The sequence below is a fragment of the Brevibacterium linens genome, from assembly GCF_003999335.1.
In the GTDB taxonomy this organism is placed as follows: domain Bacteria; phylum Actinomycetota; class Actinomycetes; order Actinomycetales; family Brevibacteriaceae; genus Brevibacterium; species Brevibacterium linens.
This window is the reverse complement of sequence record NZ_CP026734.1, coordinates 1,316,882-1,334,788: the sequence shown is the minus strand read 5'-3', so window position 1 is coordinate 1,334,788 and position 17,907 is coordinate 1,316,882. Positions and strand designations below refer to the sequence as shown.

The window sequence follows — 17,907 nt, the reverse complement described above, 5'->3', positions numbered from 1 at the left end:
GGACGCCGAGCGGCATCGAAAGGACACGAGAGTCATGGTCATTCTGATACGCGGGGCGGAGGTATTCGCACCCGAACCGCTCGGTGTCTGCGACATCCTCGTGGAAGGCTCACGCATCGCCTACCTCGGCGAGACGGACAGCCACACCGTCGCACAGCTGCCGGATTCGACAGTCATCGATGCCACCGGGCTGACTGCTGTGCCCGGCTTCATCGACCCCCATGTGCACATCATCGGAGGCGGAGGTGAAGGCGGGTATGCGACTCGCACACCCGAGATCGACGTCTCTGACATCATCCGTGCAGGCGTGACCACAGTCGTCGGATGCCTCGGCACCGACTCCATCACCCGCTCTCACCGCGGCCTCATCGCAAAGGCTCGAGGTCTCGAAGAAGAGGGCATCACGACATTCGTCTACACCGGCAGTTATCAGCTTCCCGCACGAACTGTCACCGGTTCCGTCGCCGACGACATCGTCCTCATCGACAAAGTGATCGGGGCCGGAGAGATCGCCATCTCCGAAAGGCGGTCGTTCCAACCGACTATCGAAGAACTGGCCGACGTCGTCAGCCAATGCCATGTCGGCGGGCTTCTCAGCGGAAAAGCCGGAGTCACTCACTTCCATACAGGTTCGCATCCGACTCGGCTGTCACCACTTCTTCGCCTCCTCGACGACTATCCGATAGCTCCGCATGCTGTGTATGCCACCCATATCACCCGTGATGTCGAGCTTATCGCCGAGGCGGTCGACCTGGCGGCCAAGGGTGCTTATGTCGACATGACCGCTGGTACGTCCACTGTCGAATCTGTGAAGGCGTTCGCCGAGTTCGGCGGCAGTCTCGATCGACTCACTCTGTCATCAGATGCCAACGGGAGTCTGCCGAAATTCGATGCTCATGGACACCTGACGGAATTGACATTGGCAGATCAGTCGACGCTGTTCGAGCAGGTGTGGGCGTGCGCTGACACCAGTGGGCTGTCTTTGTCTCAGGTCCTCTCGTTCGTCACCTCCAACACCGCCGATGCGTTGAAGCTTCCGCGCAAAGGTCGAATCCGACCGGGCTCTGACGCCGATCTGCTGTTCGTCGACGAAGAGCATACCGTTCAGCACGGATTCGCCATGGGTCGCCCGACCATCAGAAATGGCGAGCTGCTGGTCAGAAGCACATTTGATCAGACAACGCGCTGACACGATGCCCACCGCGGCCATCGTTGCCTGCACGTGGCTCTGTTCCGCCCTGGCCCGATTCAGTTTCGCGTGACCCGCGCCGACTTCCGCTGCGCGTACTCGGCGGGGCTGAAACCGGTGACGCGAACGAAGTCCGTACTGAAGTGCGATTGGTCGAACCATCCGTAGTGCGCTGAGAGGTCGGCCAGAGTTCCGTCCCAGCCGCGGTCGATCGCACCGACGGCGTCGATGACACGCGCCCGGGCCAGGACTTTCTTCACGCCGACCCCGCAGAAGCTGCTGAACATCCGCTGCAGGGTACGTTCACCGATATCGGTTCTCTCCGCCAGGATCGCCAGGCTCACGACGTCGGGGTCGGACAGGATGTCGAGCACCCGTTTCAGCCGTTCGAACGACGGGGTCATCTGCGGTCTCCACGACAACAGCCAGCTCTCCACCGACGCGGCCAGCTCACCGAACTCCGGTGCCTCAGCCGTCTGCGACTGCGCAAACAACTCTGCCAGTCCGAGGTCGGTCTCCAACCTCGGAAACCACTGCTCGGCCGGGACCGTCGAATCACGGATGCTCGCCGGCTTCCCGTCGGAGAAGGCCAGAGTCGCGCCCGGCTGAAAGTTCACGCCGAAGACTCCGCCACGGCCGAAGATTCCCACATCGAAGCGCCGCTTCGTGACCGGACCGGTCACCCACGCACCCGGCCCGTCGACGTGGGCCCGACGGCTGTTGCCGAACTCGAAGGTCAGATGGATGGTCGGTTCGGACAGAGTCGCAGTCTGATAGCTCTCACCGTCCGGCAGGTCCCATTCGACAGCCCAATAGCGTTTGACGAACGGACGCAGGCGCTCGGAGACAACGCGCACGGACGAATAGCGCGCGTGCTCGAGCATCCCCACCGGCTTGAGCACACGGCCGAAGAAATGCTCCAGCATCTCTACTGCCGGTGACGCATTTTTCCTAGTGACCTCATCGTCCATGGCACAAGAATGTCAGACATGACTGACACACAGAAGACCGACACCGCCGCGACCACCGCCGACGACACCACCGCTGCCCCCGTCGCCACCTTGGCGATGGTCACCCTCGACGCCCCGAACGCCGCGATTCTCGGAGAGTTCTACTCCTCCGTCCTCGACTGGCCCATCGCCTATACGGACGAGAACTATGCGATGCTCACCGGCCCGAGCCATGCTCTGGGCATCGGCACGATCCCGGACTATCAGCGACCGAGCTGGCCCGACGACGGACACAAGCAGTTCCACCTCGACCTCGCCGCCGACGACATCCAGGCGGCGGCCGATCGCTGCGTCGAACTCGGCGCCACCCGAGCCGAACCGCAGCCGGGCGAGACCTGGGTCGTTCTCCTCGATCCCGCCGGTCACCCGTTCTGCATCTCGGACGCGAAGAACTGGGGATAGCAGTCCCGCAAGCCCGACAGCCGAGCTCTCAGCTCTGTCCGACCTTGTCCACCCGCACGATGTAGTGAGACCCATCGAGACCATCGACGAGGATCGTCGCCTCATGCTTCGCATTTCCTCCGGAGACGATCCAGTTAGGCTTGAGCACTCCGCGCAGACCGCCCGCCGGAGTGATCTCGATGCCCATTCCGAGCTTCACCGTCTTGACGACTTTCGCACGCGCCAATGATCGCGCAGTCCGCTCCGCCTCGTCCCGAGTCGGCAGCGGTCCCGACTGCCCGCCGATCAGACTCGACCACTCCGATGAACCCGCAGTGGCGCCGCGAGGGGTGAAGTCGGCGATCATGCCCCTCCCCGACACTGCGTTGACGAGCACGTCCATCCGCTGCCCCGGCCCGGATGCGCTCCGACGGAAGAGTCCGCGAGTGCGCACATCGAGGGCAGCCCACCAGAACGGATGATGGACCGCTTGGACCGCGGCGAGCGCGCCTGGGAGTTTGCGTTGGAAGACAGCGAGCGCCTCGGCAGCGGTGACGTGCGGATCCATCCGCACCGGCTCCACGACCTGCAGATCCGGGCCGACCGGGCGACCGGTTCCGGTCTCAGCGCTCATCTCGGGCATCCTTCGGAACCTGACCGGCCAGGGAGTCGTTCTGGCCGGTGAGCATGGAAGGTGGGATCGCGCCGATCTTGTCGGTCTCCTTCATCGCTTTGAGGACATGGGCAGGCACCGGATGCGAACGCTGGGTGGCAAGAGAGACGAGGATGAGAGCCAACGTCGAGCAGACGATCCCGATTCCCATCGGGTCGACTCCGGTGACGTCGACGAGTCCGGTCAGCTGCCATACGACCGACGACACGGTACCCAAGATCATCGAGGCGATCGCACCGGGCACGTTCGCCTTCTTCCACCAGGCGGCGGCGATGTAGACGGGAACGAACGCGGCACCGAGCACTGTGGTGGAGAAGATGACCACCTCGGCGACGGCAGGAGGATCGTTCACGGCGACGAGGTAGCCGATGACTGCGAGCACGAGGACGGTGAACCGCGACACCCACACGGACTGCTGGTCGGACATGTCCTTCTTGACGAAGCGTTGGAACAGATCCTGGCTGGCGATCGTGCCCGACTGCAGCAGCAGAGCATCGGCGGTGGACATGATCGCAGCCATGATTCCGGCCATGACGATGCCCACGGCGAAGTCCGGCAGCACTGTGTCGGCGACTGCGAAGACTGCGAGCTCCGGGTTGTCCAAGGTCGGCAGCAGGATGAGCGCCATGATGCCGACGATGTAGGGAGCAGGGATGAACAGCAGATTGAAGCCGGTGGCGTAGAGGCTGGCGCGCCTGGCCACCGACGGCCGCTTCATCGCCATATGGCTGACGTTGACGTGCGGCCAACCCATATAGCCGATGGAGAAGACGAGGACGGCACCGACGATGACTCCCCATTGGACGGATTCGATGCCGTCCGGGCCCCACATGGTCAGCAGGTTCGGGTTGATCTGCCCGACCGCCTCGTTGCCGGCCGTCCATCCGCCCACCGCCTGCAGGCAGGCGATGAGGATCCACAACATGCCGATGAGCATGATGATCGCCTGCACGAAGTCGGTGTAGGCCACGGCGAGGTAGCCGCCGAGGAAGGTGTAGAAGACGATGACGCCGACAGCGATGAGCAGCGCCCACGCGTACGGGATGCCGGTGACCATCTCGAGCCCGCGTCCGCCGGCGATGAACTGACTCATCACATAGAAGAAGATGCAGAACACGGCGACCGGTGCGGCGATCACGCGGATCCACTTCGACGGATACCGATGTTCGAGGTATTCGATCGACGTCAGCGACCCGAGGATCTGAGAGAGCTTGCGCATCCGCCGGCCGAGGATCGAGAGATTGAGGACACCGCCGCCGATGTCGCCCATCGCGTACCAGAGTGAGAAGTAGCCCTTCGTATAGGCCAACGAACCCGCACCGAGGAACATGTACCCGGACATCGACGATGACTGCAGACGCAAAGCAGTGACCGCAGCACCCAGGCTGCGTCCGCCGAGCAGATAGCCCTCGCTGCCCTTCGAGCCGACCTTGAGCGTCCACACACCGATCCCGGCCATGGCGGCGAAGTAGATGAGCAGGAACCAGGTTTCGATATTCATGCCGCTCCCCCGTTCCCCTTCGCCGAGGCGGCCCCACCGTCTCGTCCATCCGTGCCGCTCGCGCTTGACGCCAGGCTCTGGTCCTCGGCCACGTCTTCGGCCCTCCAGCCGCGGGAGAAGAAGACGAATACGAGGGTGTAGATCACCCAGATCGCAGGAATGCCGGCAATGATGACGACCGTCGCCGTCGGGAGACCGAACACGTAGACCACCTCGTTGTGATGCGGGGATACTGATGCTGTGAGTGAGCTTACAACTTATCGCGAGAAGCCTGAGACTGCCGCGCCGGGTTCGCATGGTGGGAACCGCCCGAACCGCATGACCGGGCTGTCGGTCCGTACTGCCTGTCCGTTCCGCAGTGCCGCCTCACTCGACGGTGAACTGGCGCTCGTGAAGCCCCGTCGCCGCACCCGGAATAGGCGGTCGGCGCTCCGAGGTCTGCACGTTGCCTGCCTGGTCGATCGCGCGCACGGCGACCGTGTGCGTGCCGGAGCTCAGTCCCGTGTGCTCGCATCGCCATTGTCGCCACGTATCTGCGGTGAGCTCCTCGCTGAGTTCCGCTTCCGCCCAGTCCCCGTTGTCGATGCGCACCTGCACCTTCGCGATGCCCGTGTGCTGCGCCCAGGCCATTCCTGCGGTGACGATCCGGTCGCCGCTCTTGGGTGCCACGGTGGCGCCGGGGCGAGGCACATCGATACGCGAGGCCACCAAGACGGGTCCGTGCGTGGACCAGCCGCGAGTCGTCCAATACGCTTCCCTGTCCGCGAACCGGGTGACCTCGAGGTCGGTCACCCATTTCGTGGCCGAGACGTACCCGCAGAGCCCCGGGACGACCAGCCGGGCCGGGTATCCGTGATCGCGGGGCAGGGCATGGCCGTTCATTGCCACGGCCAGCAGGGCCGCGCGATCGTCGGTGAGCACTTCGAGCGGGGTGGAGGCGGTGAATCCGTCATCGGAGCCTGAGAGCACCATGTCTGCGCCGGTGTGCGGTTTCGCCCGGGCCAGAAGGTCCCGGATCGGATAGCCCAACCATTTCGCATTGCCCACCAGGTCGCCGCCGACTTCATTCGAGACGCAGGTCAGGGTCACATAGTGCTCCTGAAGAGGGAGGTCGAGGAGTTCGGCCATGGTGATGGTGAACTCGTTCTCGACCATGCCGTGGACGCGCAGCATCCACGTTCCCGCGTCGATCGACGGTGGGAACAGTGCTGTGTCGATGCGGTAGAAGTCCGAGGTCTCCGTGACCAGCGGAGTCAGTCCGGACACGTCGAGTTCCGCGCCCGCGGGGATCTCCGGCGCCGAGGTGGCCGGCCGCGGCAGGACGAGTTTCGTCACCGTGCCTGCCGCACTGCGTGCCAATGTGGCCGCGGACTGCCCGGCCGCGACGGCGGCGATGCCGACCGCGCTCAGTCCCGCGGCCAGCCCGAAGAAGGCCCGTCGCCCGGGTCGGGCAGGAGTTCGATTCTGCTGGTCGTCTCCCGCCGCCGCTGTATCGACCGAGGAGTGATCCGCCGTGCCCGCGAGGTGAAGAAGGACAAGGAAGGCTGCGGCCCCGGCGGCGGCTCCGCCGAGACTCGGGCCGGTGGCCGCAAGACCGGCACCGGAGCTGACGCCGACGACGGCGGGCAGCAGTCCGAAGCCGATGAGCACTACGAGCGCGAGACTTCGACGCCGGGCCCCGATCCACCCGATGATCGCACCGCACCCGGCACCTCCTGCGACGATGGTGATGACGAGGGCGAGCTTGTCGTGAGTGCCGAAGACCGCGATCGCGGACTTGATGAGCACGGTGGGCATCAGCGGGATGAGAGCTTGGCCGATGAGCAGTGCCGGGGCTGATGCGACGTCCAGGCTGCGGGCGATGAGTTCGGCGGTGCCGAAGTAGATGAGGGTCGCGACGACCCCGGTGACCACGGACAGCCACGTGCGCCGGGAGCCCGCCATCATGCCTTCCCCGTCCGCATTCTCAGGCCAGGGTGCGACGCAGCCGCACGGCCGCCTCGGTGAGGGTGTCGATGCGGTTCTCACGGTCGGGTTCGGGCAGTGTCCGAGCCGAACGCAGACCGTGTTCGAGGAGCACGACGACCTGGTCGGCGAGGTTCTGATCGGCGAGCTCCGGCACCGGTCGGGCCTCGGAGCCGACCTGCGAGAATTCGGTCAGGGCCTCACGAATGGCGGCACGCCTGCTCGCTGCCGGTGGGGCCGCCTCGTCGAGTTGGGCAGCGGTCAGTGAGATGATCCGGATGCGCAGACGACGCACCTCCGTCTCGAGTTCCGCCGCTGCTGTGGTCATGGACTCATGATAGTGCTCATCGAGCGGTGCAGCGGCAGAACATCAGCCGATGCTCAGGTGTCTCCCACCCAGGCGGTCATGGTCTCCTGATCGGGCTTCCGGGCCGTTGTCTCGGTCCCGGAATCCGGACTGTCGCGCGGCCATGCGCCGGGGACGGGCCGCCTCGGCGCAGATGACGAAGGGCGGATCCCCCGCTCGGGGGTCCGCCCTTCGTTCAGCGATCGACGGCAGCCGGCCTGGCAGCTGCGGTCAGCGCTGCGCTCAGTCTCTGAAGTAGGAGATGAGGCGCAGGATCTCGATGTAGAGCCACACGAGAGTGACCATGAGCGAGAAGGCGCACATCCAGGAGTACTTCTCCGGGATCTTGTGCTTGACGCCCTCTTCGATCATCTGGAAGTCCATGATCAGGGTCATCGCGGCGAGCACGGTGGCGACGATGCCGATGATGACACCGAGCGGGAACGTCATTCCCATGATGTTGACCTCGACGCTGCGGGCGCCGCCGGTGCCGGTGAACATGGCGATGCCGAAGTTGATGAGCGAGAAGATCGCGTAACCGCCGACAGCGATCATCATGAACTTCATCATCTTCGAGCCGTAGCGCACACCCTTGAACTTGAACAGGGCGAGCATGACGCCGAAGACGCAGAGCGTGGCGAGCACGGCCTGGACGACGATTCCGGGAAACGCCGCCTCGAACATGGACGAGATGCCGCCGAGGAAGACGCCTTCGAACGCGGCATAGCCGATGATGAGGGCCTTGCTCGGTTCCTTCTTGAAGGCGTTGACGAGGCCGAGCACGAGTGCGATGAGCATCGCCGGGAAGGCGAGCATCGGCACGAACCAGCCGACGGCGGCTCCGGCGAGGAGGATGGCGAAGAGCACTCCGGTCTTCATCATCACATCGTCGTAGGTCATCGCGCGGTCGGCGACCTGGGGTCCGGCGTTGCGGTTCTCGGCGGCCGGCTGGTTGAACAGGTTGTTGAGTTCCTGATCGGACATGACCGGCTGGTTGCGGCCGGCCTGGGCGCCTTGGTTGATCGCCCGGTTCATCATGGGGTTACTCACGGTCGAGATCCTTTCGATCTGAGCAGAATGTGCACAGCCGAGAAGCTGCGCATCAGTCGTTCACGATCACAGTCTAACCGGACGGTCTGGACGGGAACTGAGGATTCCAGCCTGCGGAGCCCGACGTTGCATGATCGTGATGCTGTGGTGGGCAACACCCGATCATGCGCGAGAATTCCCGGACCGGCTCATCGAGTGACCGGTTCAGCCCATCTGGTAGTGGGTGGCCGAGCCCGGGCCCCAGGGGATGCCGGTGGCCCACCAGATGAAGAACAGCAGCCCCCAGAGGACGAACATGGAAAAGGACAGCGGGATCGTGAAGGAGAGCACCGTGCCGATGCCCGCATCCTTCTTGTACCGCTGGACGAAGCCGAGGACGACGACGAAGTACGGGCTCATCGGGGAGATGATGTTCGTCGTCGAATCGCCGATGCGGTAGAGCGCCTGAGTGGTCTCCGGGGCGATGGACAAGAGCATGAACATCGGCACGAGCACCGGAGCCATGAGCGTCCACAGTCCCGATCCGGAGGTGAGGAACAGGGCACCCAGCGCCACGAGCAGCCAGCCGCCGAGCAGGATGACGAACGTTCCGGTGTCGAGCGCCCCGAAGACCTCCGCCCCCTTGATCGCGAGGATCTCACCGAGGTTGGACATCTTGAACAGCGCCAGGAACTGGCTGGCCGCGAAGAACAGGACGATGACCGGGACGAAGGGCAGCAGACCCTTGCCCATCATCTCGGGGATGTCGGCGGTGCGCTTGATCGACCCGGTGGCGTAGCCGTAGACGATGCCGACGATGAAGAAGCCGAAGCCGATGATCGCGGCGATTCCGGCCATCAGACCCGATTCGGGGCCGAAGCCTCCGGATTCATCACGGAGGAACGATCCGGCGGGCCAGGCGAGGGCGAACAGCACTGCGGCGCAGACGACGATGGAGATGACGGCGATGACGATTCCGCGCTTCTCCGTGGCGTCGAGCGCCATCTTGACGTCGAAGCTGTCCGGATCGTCATCGGCCTCCTCGTCGAGTTCGATCTGGTCGGCGCGCTTGGACAGGACCAGCTCGGTCACCAGGGTCACGGCGATGGCGACGACGAACATGGAGACGAAGTTGAAGTAGAAGTTCGCGACCGGGCTGACGGTGTAGTCCGCGTCGATGATCTGCGCGGCCGAGGTCGAGAGACCGCCGAGGATCGTGTCGAGCGAATTGACCATCGGCGCTGCCGAATAGCCTCCCGAGGTCGCGGCATAGGCGACGAGGCAGCCGAGCAGCGGATTGCGGCCGACAGCTTTGAATGCGAGCCCGCCGAGGGGAATCATGATCATGTAGGACGCATCGGAGGCGATCGACGCGGCGGTTCCGGCCAGGGCGACGATGAACGTGATCCACCGCGGCGAGGCTCCGGCGATGGTGCCGCGCAGCATCGCCGGAATGAGTCCGGACTGTTCGGCCACGGCCACGCCGATGAGCACGATGAGCACGAGTCCCAGCGGTGGGAAGGTGACGAAGTTGTTCGTCGCTCCCGCGACGATCTCTCGCAGCGATTCGGTGGCGAAGAGGTTCGTCACCGTCACCTTCTCGTCCGTGGCCGGGTTGACGGCGTTGAGACCGGTGGACGAGAAGATCGCCGAGAGGACCATGACGATGACCGCCAGCGACAGGAACAGCCAGAACGGGTGCGGCAGTTTGTTGCCGGCCTTCTCGATGATGACGAGGACGCGCATGAGCCAGCTCAGCTCGGAACCGTCGGTCCTCTTCTCTGCGGTCGCAGGTGTGGTGCTCGACATCAGTTCTCCTCGGTCGGTGTGGCGCTGGCGAATGCGTTGAGCCAGGTGTCGCTCCTGTGAGTGCGATCACCTCAAGGGGCAAGTCTCATGGACAATCAGCATTGTGTCGCGGGAATCTCATATTCCGGATGTTCGGAGGCTGCCAGATGCACCCGTCCCCCGCCGAGGCGGCAGTGTGGTCTCGTACTCACCGACCTTGGTGAATGCGGCAGGGCGCCGACCGCAGATGTCTGCGGTCGGCGCCCTGCCAGCCGGATGGCGGCGCAGCACTCGGGCTGAGGGTGGGCCGCCTCGGCGAGATCAGCGTTCGAGGTCGCCGCGGATGAAGGCTTCGACGGCCTCGTGGGCGGCGTCGTCGTCCTTCTGCTCCGGCGGCGACTTCATGAAGTACGAGGAGGCGGAGATGAGGGCCCCGCCGATTCCGCGGTCGAGGCCGATCTTCGCCGCACGCACGGCGTCGATGATGACGCCGGCAGAGTTCGGCGAATCCCACACCTCGAGCTTGTATTCCAGGGACACGGGAGCGTCGCCGAAGTTGCGGCCCTCGAGGCGGACGAACGCCCACTTGCGGTCGTCGAGCCATTCGACGTAGTCGCTGGGTCCGATGTGGACGTCGCGGTCGGACAGCTGAGCCGACGTGTTCGAGGTCACGGCCTGGGTCTTCGAGATCTTCTTCGACTCGAGGCGCTGACGCTCGAGCATGTTCTTGAAGTCCATGTTGCCGCCGACGTTGAGCTGGTAGGTCCGGTCGAGGACGACGCCGCGGTCTTCGAACAGCTTCGCCATCACACGGTGAGTGATGGTCGCACCGATCTGGGACTTGATGTCGTCACCGACGATCGGGACACCGGTGGCACGGAACCTCTCGTCCCATTCCTTGGTGCCGGCGATGAACACGGGCAGGGCGTTGACGAAGGCGACCTTCGCGTCGATGGCGGCCTGAGCGTAGAACTCGACGGCTTCCTGGGAACCGACGGGCAGGTAGCACACGAGGACATCCGCCTCGGCGTCCTTGAGTGCCTTGACCACGTCGACGGCCTCACGGTCGGATTCGACGATCGTGTCGCGGTAGTACTCACCGAGACCGTCGAGGGTGGGTCCGCGCAGGACCTCGATGCCGGTCGGCTCCACGTCGGCGAGTTTGATGGTGTTGTTCTCGCTGGCGGTGATGGCCTCGGCGATGTCGACGCCGACCTTCTTGCCGTCGACGTCGAAGGCGGCAACGAAATCGATGTCACCGACGTGATAATCCCCGAATTCCACGTGCATGAGGCCGGGAACCTTCGTCCCGGGCGACGCGTTCCGGTAGTACTCCACGCCTTGGATCAGGGACGAGGCGCAGTTGCCCAGTCCGGCAATCGCGACTCGAATCGATTTCGTTCCCACAATTCTCCTTTGTCTGTACGGGTTTCACCGAGCGGCGGGAGGGTCCCACACGGGCGGTTGGCCCTGCGGGACTTCGCTTCGGCCCCGACTCACCATAATAATGTCCGCGTCAAAATGCCGAACACCGGCATCCGAACACGGCAGCGTTCGTCTCAGCTGACGACCAGAGGTTCGAGGACCAGGTCGGGGTGGTTCTTCTGCACGCCCTGCAGCCGCCACCGGTCGGAGAACAGCGCCAGCAGCTCTCCGTCGGAACGGTGGAGGACCTCGACCGAGCGCTCCCGGGCCAGGGTCGGCACGCATTCGGCTGTGGTGCGTCGGGCGAGGGAGAAGTTCAGACGCTCCAGGGTGCAGGGAGCGTTGAATTCGTTGGTCATCCGGTCTTCGGCCACTTCGAACTGCATGGGGCCGACCGCCCCGAGCACGGGCGCCTGGTCACCGCGCAGATCGGAACGCAGCACCTGGATGACACCTTCGTGGTCGAGCTGTTCGATGCCGCGGCGGAACTGCTTGTACTTCGAGGAGTCCTTGGCGCGAATGACCATGAAGTGCTCGGGAGAGAACGTCGGGATTCCGGGGAACTCGACCTTCTTGTCGAGGTAGAGGGAATCACCGACGCGCAGCGCGGAGGCGTTGACCAATCCGACGACATCGCCGGGGAACGCTTCGTCGACGACGTCACGGTCGCGGCCGAAGACCTGCTGAGCGTACTTCGTGGCGAAGGGTTTGCCGGTGCTGGCGTGGGTGAGCACGGTTCCGCGTTCGAAGACTCCCGAGCAGACGCGAATGTAGGCGAGCCGGTCGCGGTGGTTCGAGTCCATTCCGGCTTGGACCTTGAAGACGAAACCGGAGAACGGTTCGTCGACGGGACGCGGTTCGTCGTTCTTGTCCAGGCGTGCCTCTGCCGCTGGGGCGAGGTCGACGAGGAGGTCGAGGAGTTTGTGGATGCCGAAGTTGAGCACGGCCGAGGCGAACATCACCGGGGTCGACTTGCCCGCCAGGAAGGTCTCCTGGTCATGGTTCTGGTCCTCCATCTCCAGCAGATCGGACTCATCGACAGCGGTCGTCCAGGCATCGCCTTCGAGGTCGGCAGCCGCCTCGTGGGTGTACGTGTCCTCACCGGCGATCGTGGCGCCTCCGTCGGTGCGGGTGTACTTCGTGTACTCGCCGCTGGCGCGGTCGAGGACTCCGCGGAAGTCGCCGGACTGGCCGACGGGCCAGGTGATCGGGGTGGGCAGGAGGCCGGTGCGCTGCTGGACCTCGTCCATGAGTTCGAGCGCGTCGAGGCCGGGACGGTCCCATTTGTTGACGACCGTGATGATCGGGATTTTGCGGTGGGCACAGACTTCGAAGAGCCTCATCGTCTGCGCCTCGAGGCCCTTGGCGGCATCGATGAGCATGACGGCGCAGTCGACGGCGGAGAGCACACGGTAGGTGTCCTCGGAGAAGTCGGCGTGGCCGGGGGTGTCGACGAGGTTGAACACGGCGTCGCGGTACTCGAACTGCAGAGCAGCCGAGGAGATCGAGATTCCGCGGTCCTGCTCCATCTGCATCCAGTCGGAGACCGTGGCACGGCGACCGGCCTTGCCATGGGTGGCTCCTGCCTGGCCGATGGCACGGGCGTGGAGGGCGAGCGCCTCGGTGGTCGTCGATTTGCCCGCGTCGGGGTGCGAGATGACAGCGAACGTGCGGCGGCGGGACGCCTCGTGTCGGATGTCCTTGTCGGAATACTGGCCAGAAGTCACCGCAATATCCTATCGTTCTTCGCCCCGCTCCGGCGTGTCCGTTCAGTCACAGTGGCCGAGGCCGGGTCCGCCGGTCAGCGTTGCGTCCAGCGTCCTGTCGGAATCGGCCCATATGCTGGGGGCGATGTCTGAGGAATTCGTCGAATATGCTGGCCGTTCGGAGCCGAAGGAACGGTGGCTCAAGGCCCTGCCGCTCATCGTCGCGGGAGTCCTGGGCGTCCCGCTGCTGTGCGCGGCGATCTGGTTCTCCTGGCAGATAGCGCAGACGACGAAGTACCTCTTCGATCTCGGCACCTCCGGCGGCGAGGCGGCCGGAATGGTGCTGCTGAGCCTCTCGGGAGCCTTCTGCCTCATCTTCTATCTCGCGTTCCTCTTCATCGGCACCCGCCGTCGCACGTGGAAGTGGCGCCTCTGGTGGAGTGTCGCGACCCTTCTTGCCGCCGGAGCTCTGCCGCTGTGGTGGCTCTTCAGCGGCTTCTTCGCCGACGTCTGACGTTCGCGGGCCCCGGCGGCAGCTGCCGGTGAGAAATGGTCTGCTCAGAGCTGGGCGAGAGCCTTCGCGATGCGCTTCTCCGACACCGGATGTGCTGTGCCCAGCGAGTTCGCGAACAGTGAGACGCGCAGCTCTTCGGCCATCACGACGACCTCGACCCACTCGGTGGGCAGAGACACGATCAGCTGCGACCACTCGGCCTTCGCCAGTGCCGGGAAGCGGTTGCCGATCTTCTTGACCACATCGCTGCTGCAGCCGGTGACTCGATCCATGAGCTGCTTGTCACGGATCGGCGAGTCCTGCATTCCGCCGATGCGCACCACTTCGGCCTGCACCCAGCGGGGCAGCTCGCGCAGCGTCTGCGGAGTCATCGCCGCAATGGCGCCTGCCGTCGTCCGGGAGGCCCTCCACGCCTGCACATCGGCGAGGTTCGACAGGATTGCCAACGAGGAGGCTTTCGAGACGAGCTTGTCGAGCTCGGTCGCCGCCTTCAGCGCCTTCATCAGGGACGGCAGCAGCGTCGAACAGGTCAGCGGCAGCTCGGCGTCGACGTCCTTGCGCAGCTGTGCGAACTCATCGGCGGTGGCCACCCATGACGTTTCGGCCGGCCCCAACCGGTCGGCGACGAGTCCGCGGATCCCCACTCGAATCAGTCCGACCAGCAGCTCGTCGGCGGTCTTCTGATGACCGGCGAGGATGAGCTTCTCCTGAGTGGTCAGCCCGTCCTGCAGGTACTTCAGAGCATCAGCAGTGTGCCGGCCCAGCAGGGTGATGATCGACTCTCGCGTGGCCAGGCGTGCCTGCGCAGCGGTGTCGAAGGCAACCAAGTCCACCGAATTCGTACGGTCGGCAAGCCCCGGAATCACGCTGGCTGCGGCCTGATCGGGGTCGGCCAGTTCACCGAACGACCAGTCCGTCAGCCCCGTCTTCGGGGTGAACGCGCTCTGCTTCTGGCGGGCCTTGCGCACCTGCGGTGTGGCCTTCGTCGTCAGCGCGGTCAGGTCCTCGCCGAGTCCGACGGTCTTCTTTCCATCGACGACTCGGAAGGTCAGCCTCAGATGAGCGGGAATCCGCGATCGGTCGAAATCGTCGGCGGTGACCGTGATCGGCACGAGGTCGTTCAGCCCTCCCCCGCCTGCGCGTTCGCTCAGATACGCGGCGAGCACCTCCGGCAGGCTGCCCTGGTACGGGGTGAGCGCCGGCAGAATCTCGCGGGCGACGTCGGGAGCGGGAACGAAGTAGCGGCGCTTGTTCTTCGGCAGCGACCGGATATAGGCGGCGACGAGTTCCTCGCGCAGGCCCGGGACCTGCCAACTGAATTCGTCCGCGTCGACCGCGGGCACCGCCTCGGCGGGGATTTCCACGGTCACCCCGTCCTCGGTGCTGCCGGGGTCGAACGAGTAGCGCAGCTTCGCCCGCGAGCCATCGGTCAGTTCCCATTCCATCGGGAAGTCCGAGGCCACCGAGGCGGTCAGTTCCTCGCTGTCGTCGCTGAGCAGCACCGAGGTGGTGAGGTCGAGCAGGTGCGCGTCCCGTCGTTTCTGCTTCTTCCACCATCCCCGGAAATCCGCCGCCGAGGTGATCCCCGCCGGAATCCGTTCAGCGAAGAATTCGTACAGGGCATCGTCTTGGTCGAGCACCCGACGGTTCCGTGTCCGCGATGCCAGATCTTCGGCCTCGTCGATGACGGCCGCGTTGTGGTCGAGGAAGCCGAAGCGTTCGTGCCAGTCGCCTTCGATGAGACCCTTGCGGATGAACTCGTCCCGGGCGGCCTCGGCGTCGATGGTGCCGTAGCCGACACGGCGGTCGCTGACGAGTGTGACCCCGTAGAGGGAGATCTTCTCGTACACCATCGACGCGCCGGCCTTCGTCGACCAGTGCGGGTCGGAATGTCGGCGGGTGACCAGATCACCGGCGGCTTCGACGACCCAGTCCGGGTCGATCGCGGCCACGGTGCGTGCCCACAGGCGGGAGGTCTCGACGAGTTCGGCGGCCATGACGAAGTCCGGATTGACCTTGAAGAGTCCGGATCCGGGGAAGATCGCGAAGCGTGTGCCGCGCGCACCCTGATAGTCCTTGTGCCGCTCCGACCGTGAACCGATCATCGTCAGCAGACCGGTGAGCAGGGACCGGTGGATGGCGGCGGCATGCGGGTCGAGTTTCGCGGCCGCGACCTGCTTCCCGGTGTCCCCGGCCGGCCCGGTCGCTCCTCGCTTCTTCGCGCTGCGTTTGGCGGCGCTGAGTTCGGCGAATCCGATTGTGCCGTTCGCGCCGCGTCGGCCTTGAGCATGTCCTCCGCCCCGACCGCCGCGGGTGTCCTGATCGCCACGAGCAATCTGGCCCTGACGACCACGACCGCTGCGACCGCCTTGACCACGGTCGGAACCGTCACCGGACTCAGCAGGATTCGCCTTGCCGCCGTCACCGTCGAGGTCTGTCCCGTCGGACGTCGCGTCGTCGCCCGGCCGCCAGACGGATTTGTCGATCCTGATCCCTGCGGAGCCGAGCAGGGAGCGCAGCTGTCCGACGAGATCCTGCCATTCGCGGATGCGTACGAAGTTGAGGAACTCGTCCTTGCAGCGCCGACGGAACTTCGAGGATCCCATGTCCGCCTGCAGGCTCTGCAGGTAGTTCCACAGGTTGAGGTAGGACAGGAAATCACTGCCCCGGTGGGTGAACCGGGCGTGCTTGTCATCAGCTGCGGCGCGGAATTCGGCCGGTCGTTCCCGGGGGTCCTGGATGGACAGTGCGGCGACGATGACGGTGACCTCTCCCCCGCAGCCGGCCTCCGCGCCGGCGATGACCATCCGGGCCAAGCGGGGGTCGATCGGCAGCACGGTGAGTTTCCGACCGATCTCGGTGACGTGGATCTTCCCGGCAGAGTCGCTGGTCAGCGCCCCGAGTTCGGTGAGCATCGTGCGTCCGTCGCGGACGGCTCTGGCCTCCGGCGGGGTGAGGAACGGGAAGTCGAGGATCTCCTGATCACTCGAGGCGAATCCCAGTGAGGCCATCTGCAGGATGACGCTGGCGAGGTTCGTGCGCAGGATCTCGGGATCGGTGAATTCGGGCCGCGACTCGAAGTCGTCCTGCGAGTACAGCCGGATGCAGATACCGTCGCTGGTGCGCCCCGAGCGGCCCTTGCGCTGGTTCGCACTGGCTTGGGAGATCCGTTCGATCGGCAGTCGCTGCACTCGGGTGCGATTGGAATAGCGGGAGATGCGGGCGGTGCCGACGTCGATGACGTATTTGATTCCGGGCACCGTCAGCGAGGTCTCGGCGACGTTCGTGGCCAGGACGATGCGAGGTCGCGAATGCGGTTGGAAGACCTTCTGCTGCTCGCCGGCCGAGAGTCGGGCGAACAGCGGCACGACCTCCCAGCTGCTCATCCGCGGGCGTCTGCGCAGGTGGTCGGTCAGGGCATCGGCGGTGTCACGGATCTCGCGTTCACCGGAGAGGAAGACGAGGATGTCACCGGGGTCCTCGGCGGCGAGTTCGTCGACGGCGGCGATGATTCCATCCGTCTGCTCCTCGACTCCGGTCTCGTAGTTCCCGGATTCGCCGGGACCGTCGACATCGTCATCGGCAGGATCGTCCCCGAGCGGCCGGTACCGGACCTCGACGGGGAAGGTGCGGCCTTCGACGGAGATGATCGGAGCGTCGTCGAAGTGAGCGGAGAACGATTCGGGGTCGATCGTCGCCGAGGTGATGATGACCTTGAGATCGGGACGTTTGTCGAGGACTTCCTTGAGGTAGCCGAGGAGGAAGTCGATGTTGAGGCTGCGTTCGTGGGCTTCGTCGATGATGATGACTTCATAGTCGCGCAGCAGTTTGTCCCGGGAGAGCTCGGAGAGCAGGATGCCGTCGGTCATCACCTTCACCCGGGTGGAGTCGGCGACCTGCGCAGTGAACCGCACCTGATAGCCGATAGTGCTGCCGAGTTCTTCATCGAGCTCGTCGGCGATGCGCTCGGCCACGGTCCGGGCGGCGATGCGCCGAGGCTGGGTGTGGCCGATGAGTCCGTCGATCCCGAGGCCGAGGTCGAGGCAGATCTTCGGCAGCTGTGTGGTCTTTCCCGATCCCGTCTCACCGGCGATGATGACGACCTGGTTGTCCCGGATCGCCTCGGCGATCTCGTCCTTCGCCGCGGTGACCGGCAGATCCTCGGGGTAGGAGACGGTGACCGGATGAGCCGCGCGGGCGTCCTTGAGTCGGGCCCGGCGCTGCTGGTGGTGCGCTGCCGTGGTTCTGCGTCGCTGAGACGCACGCCCACGTCCGTTCTTCCCGCGCCGAGGCGGCCGTCCCGGATTCGTGTTCGCTGGAGTGGTCGACGGGGTCGGGTTCTGTTCTGCCATTGCGTCTCCCAGCTTAGCGGCAACCCCA

14 protein-coding genes are annotated in these 17,907 nt (G+C 65.0%); 3 read left to right on the top strand and 11 right to left on the bottom strand.

Going from position 1 to position 17,907, the window contains the following annotated elements; translation table 11 throughout:
- Positions 1 to 34: 34 nt before the first annotated feature.
- The gene (gene iadA, locus CXR29_RS05930) at positions 35 to 1,189 is read left to right on the top strand and encodes a beta-aspartyl-peptidase (protein ID WP_127364125.1); all 1,155 of its coding nucleotides are present in this window, start codon (positions 35 to 37) and stop codon (positions 1,187 to 1,189) included.
- A gap of 59 nt (positions 1,190 to 1,248) precedes the next feature.
- On the opposite strand, the gene CXR29_RS05925 is transcribed toward iadA, so the two are convergent.
- Entirely contained in the window at positions 1,249 to 2,115 is an 867-nt protein-coding gene (locus CXR29_RS05925; protein ID WP_241241607.1) for a helix-turn-helix domain-containing protein, read from the bottom strand.
- Between the two features lie 63 nt (positions 2,116 to 2,178).
- Between CXR29_RS05925 and CXR29_RS05920 the strand changes: the two genes are divergently transcribed.
- The gene (locus CXR29_RS05920; RefSeq protein ID WP_127364123.1) at positions 2,179 to 2,601 is read left to right on the top strand and encodes a VOC family protein; all 423 of its coding nucleotides are present in this window, start codon (positions 2,179 to 2,181) and stop codon (positions 2,599 to 2,601) included.
- A 28-nt stretch (positions 2,602 to 2,629) separates the two neighbouring features.
- On the opposite strand, the gene CXR29_RS05915 is transcribed toward CXR29_RS05920, so the two are convergent.
- The 9 genes from CXR29_RS05915 to CXR29_RS05875 all read right to left on the bottom strand — a co-directional run bounded on the left by CXR29_RS05915 (position 2,630) and on the right by CXR29_RS05875 (position 13,034).
- Positions 2,630 to 3,214 (bottom strand): hypothetical protein, encoded by a 585-nt coding sequence (locus tag CXR29_RS05915; protein WP_101555378.1) that lies wholly within the window; start codon positions 3,212 to 3,214, stop codon positions 2,630 to 2,632.
- Positions 3,204 to 4,754 carry a sodium/proline symporter gene (locus tag CXR29_RS05910; RefSeq protein ID WP_101555379.1) on the bottom strand — a complete coding sequence of 517 codons (1,551 nt, stop codon included), beginning with the start codon at positions 4,752 to 4,754 and terminating at the stop codon, positions 3,204 to 3,206. The genes CXR29_RS05915 and CXR29_RS05910 overlap by 11 nt, the downstream gene beginning before the upstream one ends.
- On the bottom strand, positions 4,751 to 4,957 hold the full coding sequence (locus CXR29_RS05905) for a hypothetical protein (protein WP_101555432.1): 207 nt from the start codon (positions 4,955 to 4,957) through the stop codon (positions 4,751 to 4,753). The genes CXR29_RS05910 and CXR29_RS05905 overlap by 4 nt, the downstream gene beginning before the upstream one ends.
- A gap of 163 nt (positions 4,958 to 5,120) precedes the next feature.
- Positions 5,121 to 6,701, bottom strand: a complete 1,581-nt coding sequence (locus CXR29_RS05900) for a molybdopterin-dependent oxidoreductase (protein ID WP_241241606.1) — start codon at positions 6,699 to 6,701, stop codon at positions 5,121 to 5,123.
- Positions 6,702 to 6,720: 19 nt separating this feature from the next.
- On the bottom strand, positions 6,721 to 7,047 hold the full coding sequence (locus CXR29_RS05895) for a hypothetical protein (RefSeq protein WP_127364122.1): 327 nt from the start codon (positions 7,045 to 7,047) through the stop codon (positions 6,721 to 6,723).
- A gap of 261 nt (positions 7,048 to 7,308) precedes the next feature.
- Positions 7,309 to 8,103, bottom strand: a complete 795-nt coding sequence (locus CXR29_RS05890) for a Bax inhibitor-1/YccA family protein (RefSeq protein ID WP_101555381.1) — start codon at positions 8,101 to 8,103, stop codon at positions 7,309 to 7,311.
- Between the two features lie 216 nt (positions 8,104 to 8,319).
- A complete protein-coding gene (locus CXR29_RS05885; protein ID WP_127364121.1) occupies positions 8,320 to 9,903 on the bottom strand; it encodes an AbgT family transporter in 1,584 nt (527 codons plus the stop codon).
- A gap of 300 nt (positions 9,904 to 10,203) precedes the next feature.
- The gene (locus CXR29_RS05880) at positions 10,204 to 11,289 is read right to left on the bottom strand and encodes an inositol-3-phosphate synthase (protein ID WP_127364120.1); all 1,086 of its coding nucleotides are present in this window, start codon (positions 11,287 to 11,289) and stop codon (positions 10,204 to 10,206) included.
- Positions 11,290 to 11,441: 152 nt separating this feature from the next.
- On the bottom strand, positions 11,442 to 13,034 hold the full coding sequence (locus CXR29_RS05875) for a peptide chain release factor 3 (RefSeq protein WP_127364119.1): 1,593 nt from the start codon (positions 13,032 to 13,034) through the stop codon (positions 11,442 to 11,444).
- 124 nt (positions 13,035 to 13,158) lie between these two features.
- Here CXR29_RS05875 and CXR29_RS05870 point away from each other — a divergent pair, with 124 nt between their 5' ends.
- Positions 13,159 to 13,527, top strand: a complete 369-nt coding sequence (locus CXR29_RS05870; RefSeq protein WP_101555434.1) for a hypothetical protein — start codon at positions 13,159 to 13,161, stop codon at positions 13,525 to 13,527.
- 44 nt (positions 13,528 to 13,571) lie between these two features.
- On the opposite strand, the gene hrpA is transcribed toward CXR29_RS05870, so the two are convergent.
- Positions 13,572 to 17,879 (bottom strand): ATP-dependent RNA helicase HrpA, encoded by a 4,308-nt coding sequence (hrpA, locus tag CXR29_RS05865; RefSeq protein ID WP_127364118.1) that lies wholly within the window; start codon positions 17,877 to 17,879, stop codon positions 13,572 to 13,574.
- Positions 17,880 to 17,907: the final 28 nt, after the last annotated feature.

Excerpts from the sequence above, each read along its gene's own strand:
- iadA (WP_127364125.1), top strand. The coding sequence starts at position 35 with ATGGTCATTCTGATACGCGGGGCGGAGGTATTCGCACCCGAACCGCTC.
- CXR29_RS05925 (WP_241241607.1), bottom strand. The coding sequence starts at position 2,115 with ATGCTGGAGCATTTCTTCGGCCGTGTGCTCAAGCCGGTGGGGATGCTC.
- CXR29_RS05920 (WP_127364123.1), top strand. The coding sequence starts at position 2,179 with ATGACTGACACACAGAAGACCGACACCGCCGCGACCACCGCCGACGAC.
- CXR29_RS05915 (WP_101555378.1), bottom strand. The coding sequence starts at position 3,214 with ATGAGCGCTGAGACCGGAACCGGTCGCCCGGTCGGCCCGGATCTGCAG.
- CXR29_RS05910 (WP_101555379.1), bottom strand. The coding sequence starts at position 4,754 with ATGAATATCGAAACCTGGTTCCTGCTCATCTACTTCGCCGCCATGGCC.
- CXR29_RS05900 (WP_241241606.1), bottom strand. The coding sequence starts at position 6,701 with ATGATGGCGGGCTCCCGGCGCACGTGGCTGTCCGTGGTCACCGGGGTC.
- CXR29_RS05895 (WP_127364122.1), bottom strand. The coding sequence starts at position 7,047 with ATGACCACAGCAGCGGCGGAACTCGAGACGGAGGTGCGTCGTCTGCGC.
- CXR29_RS05890 (WP_101555381.1), bottom strand. The coding sequence starts at position 8,103 with ATGATGAACCGGGCGATCAACCAAGGCGCCCAGGCCGGCCGCAACCAG.
- CXR29_RS05885 (WP_127364121.1), bottom strand. The coding sequence starts at position 9,903 with ATGTCGAGCACCACACCTGCGACCGCAGAGAAGAGGACCGACGGTTCC.
- CXR29_RS05870 (WP_101555434.1), top strand. The coding sequence starts at position 13,159 with ATGTCTGAGGAATTCGTCGAATATGCTGGCCGTTCGGAGCCGAAGGAA.
- hrpA (WP_127364118.1), bottom strand. The coding sequence starts at position 17,879 with ATGGCAGAACAGAACCCGACCCCGTCGACCACTCCAGCGAACACGAAT.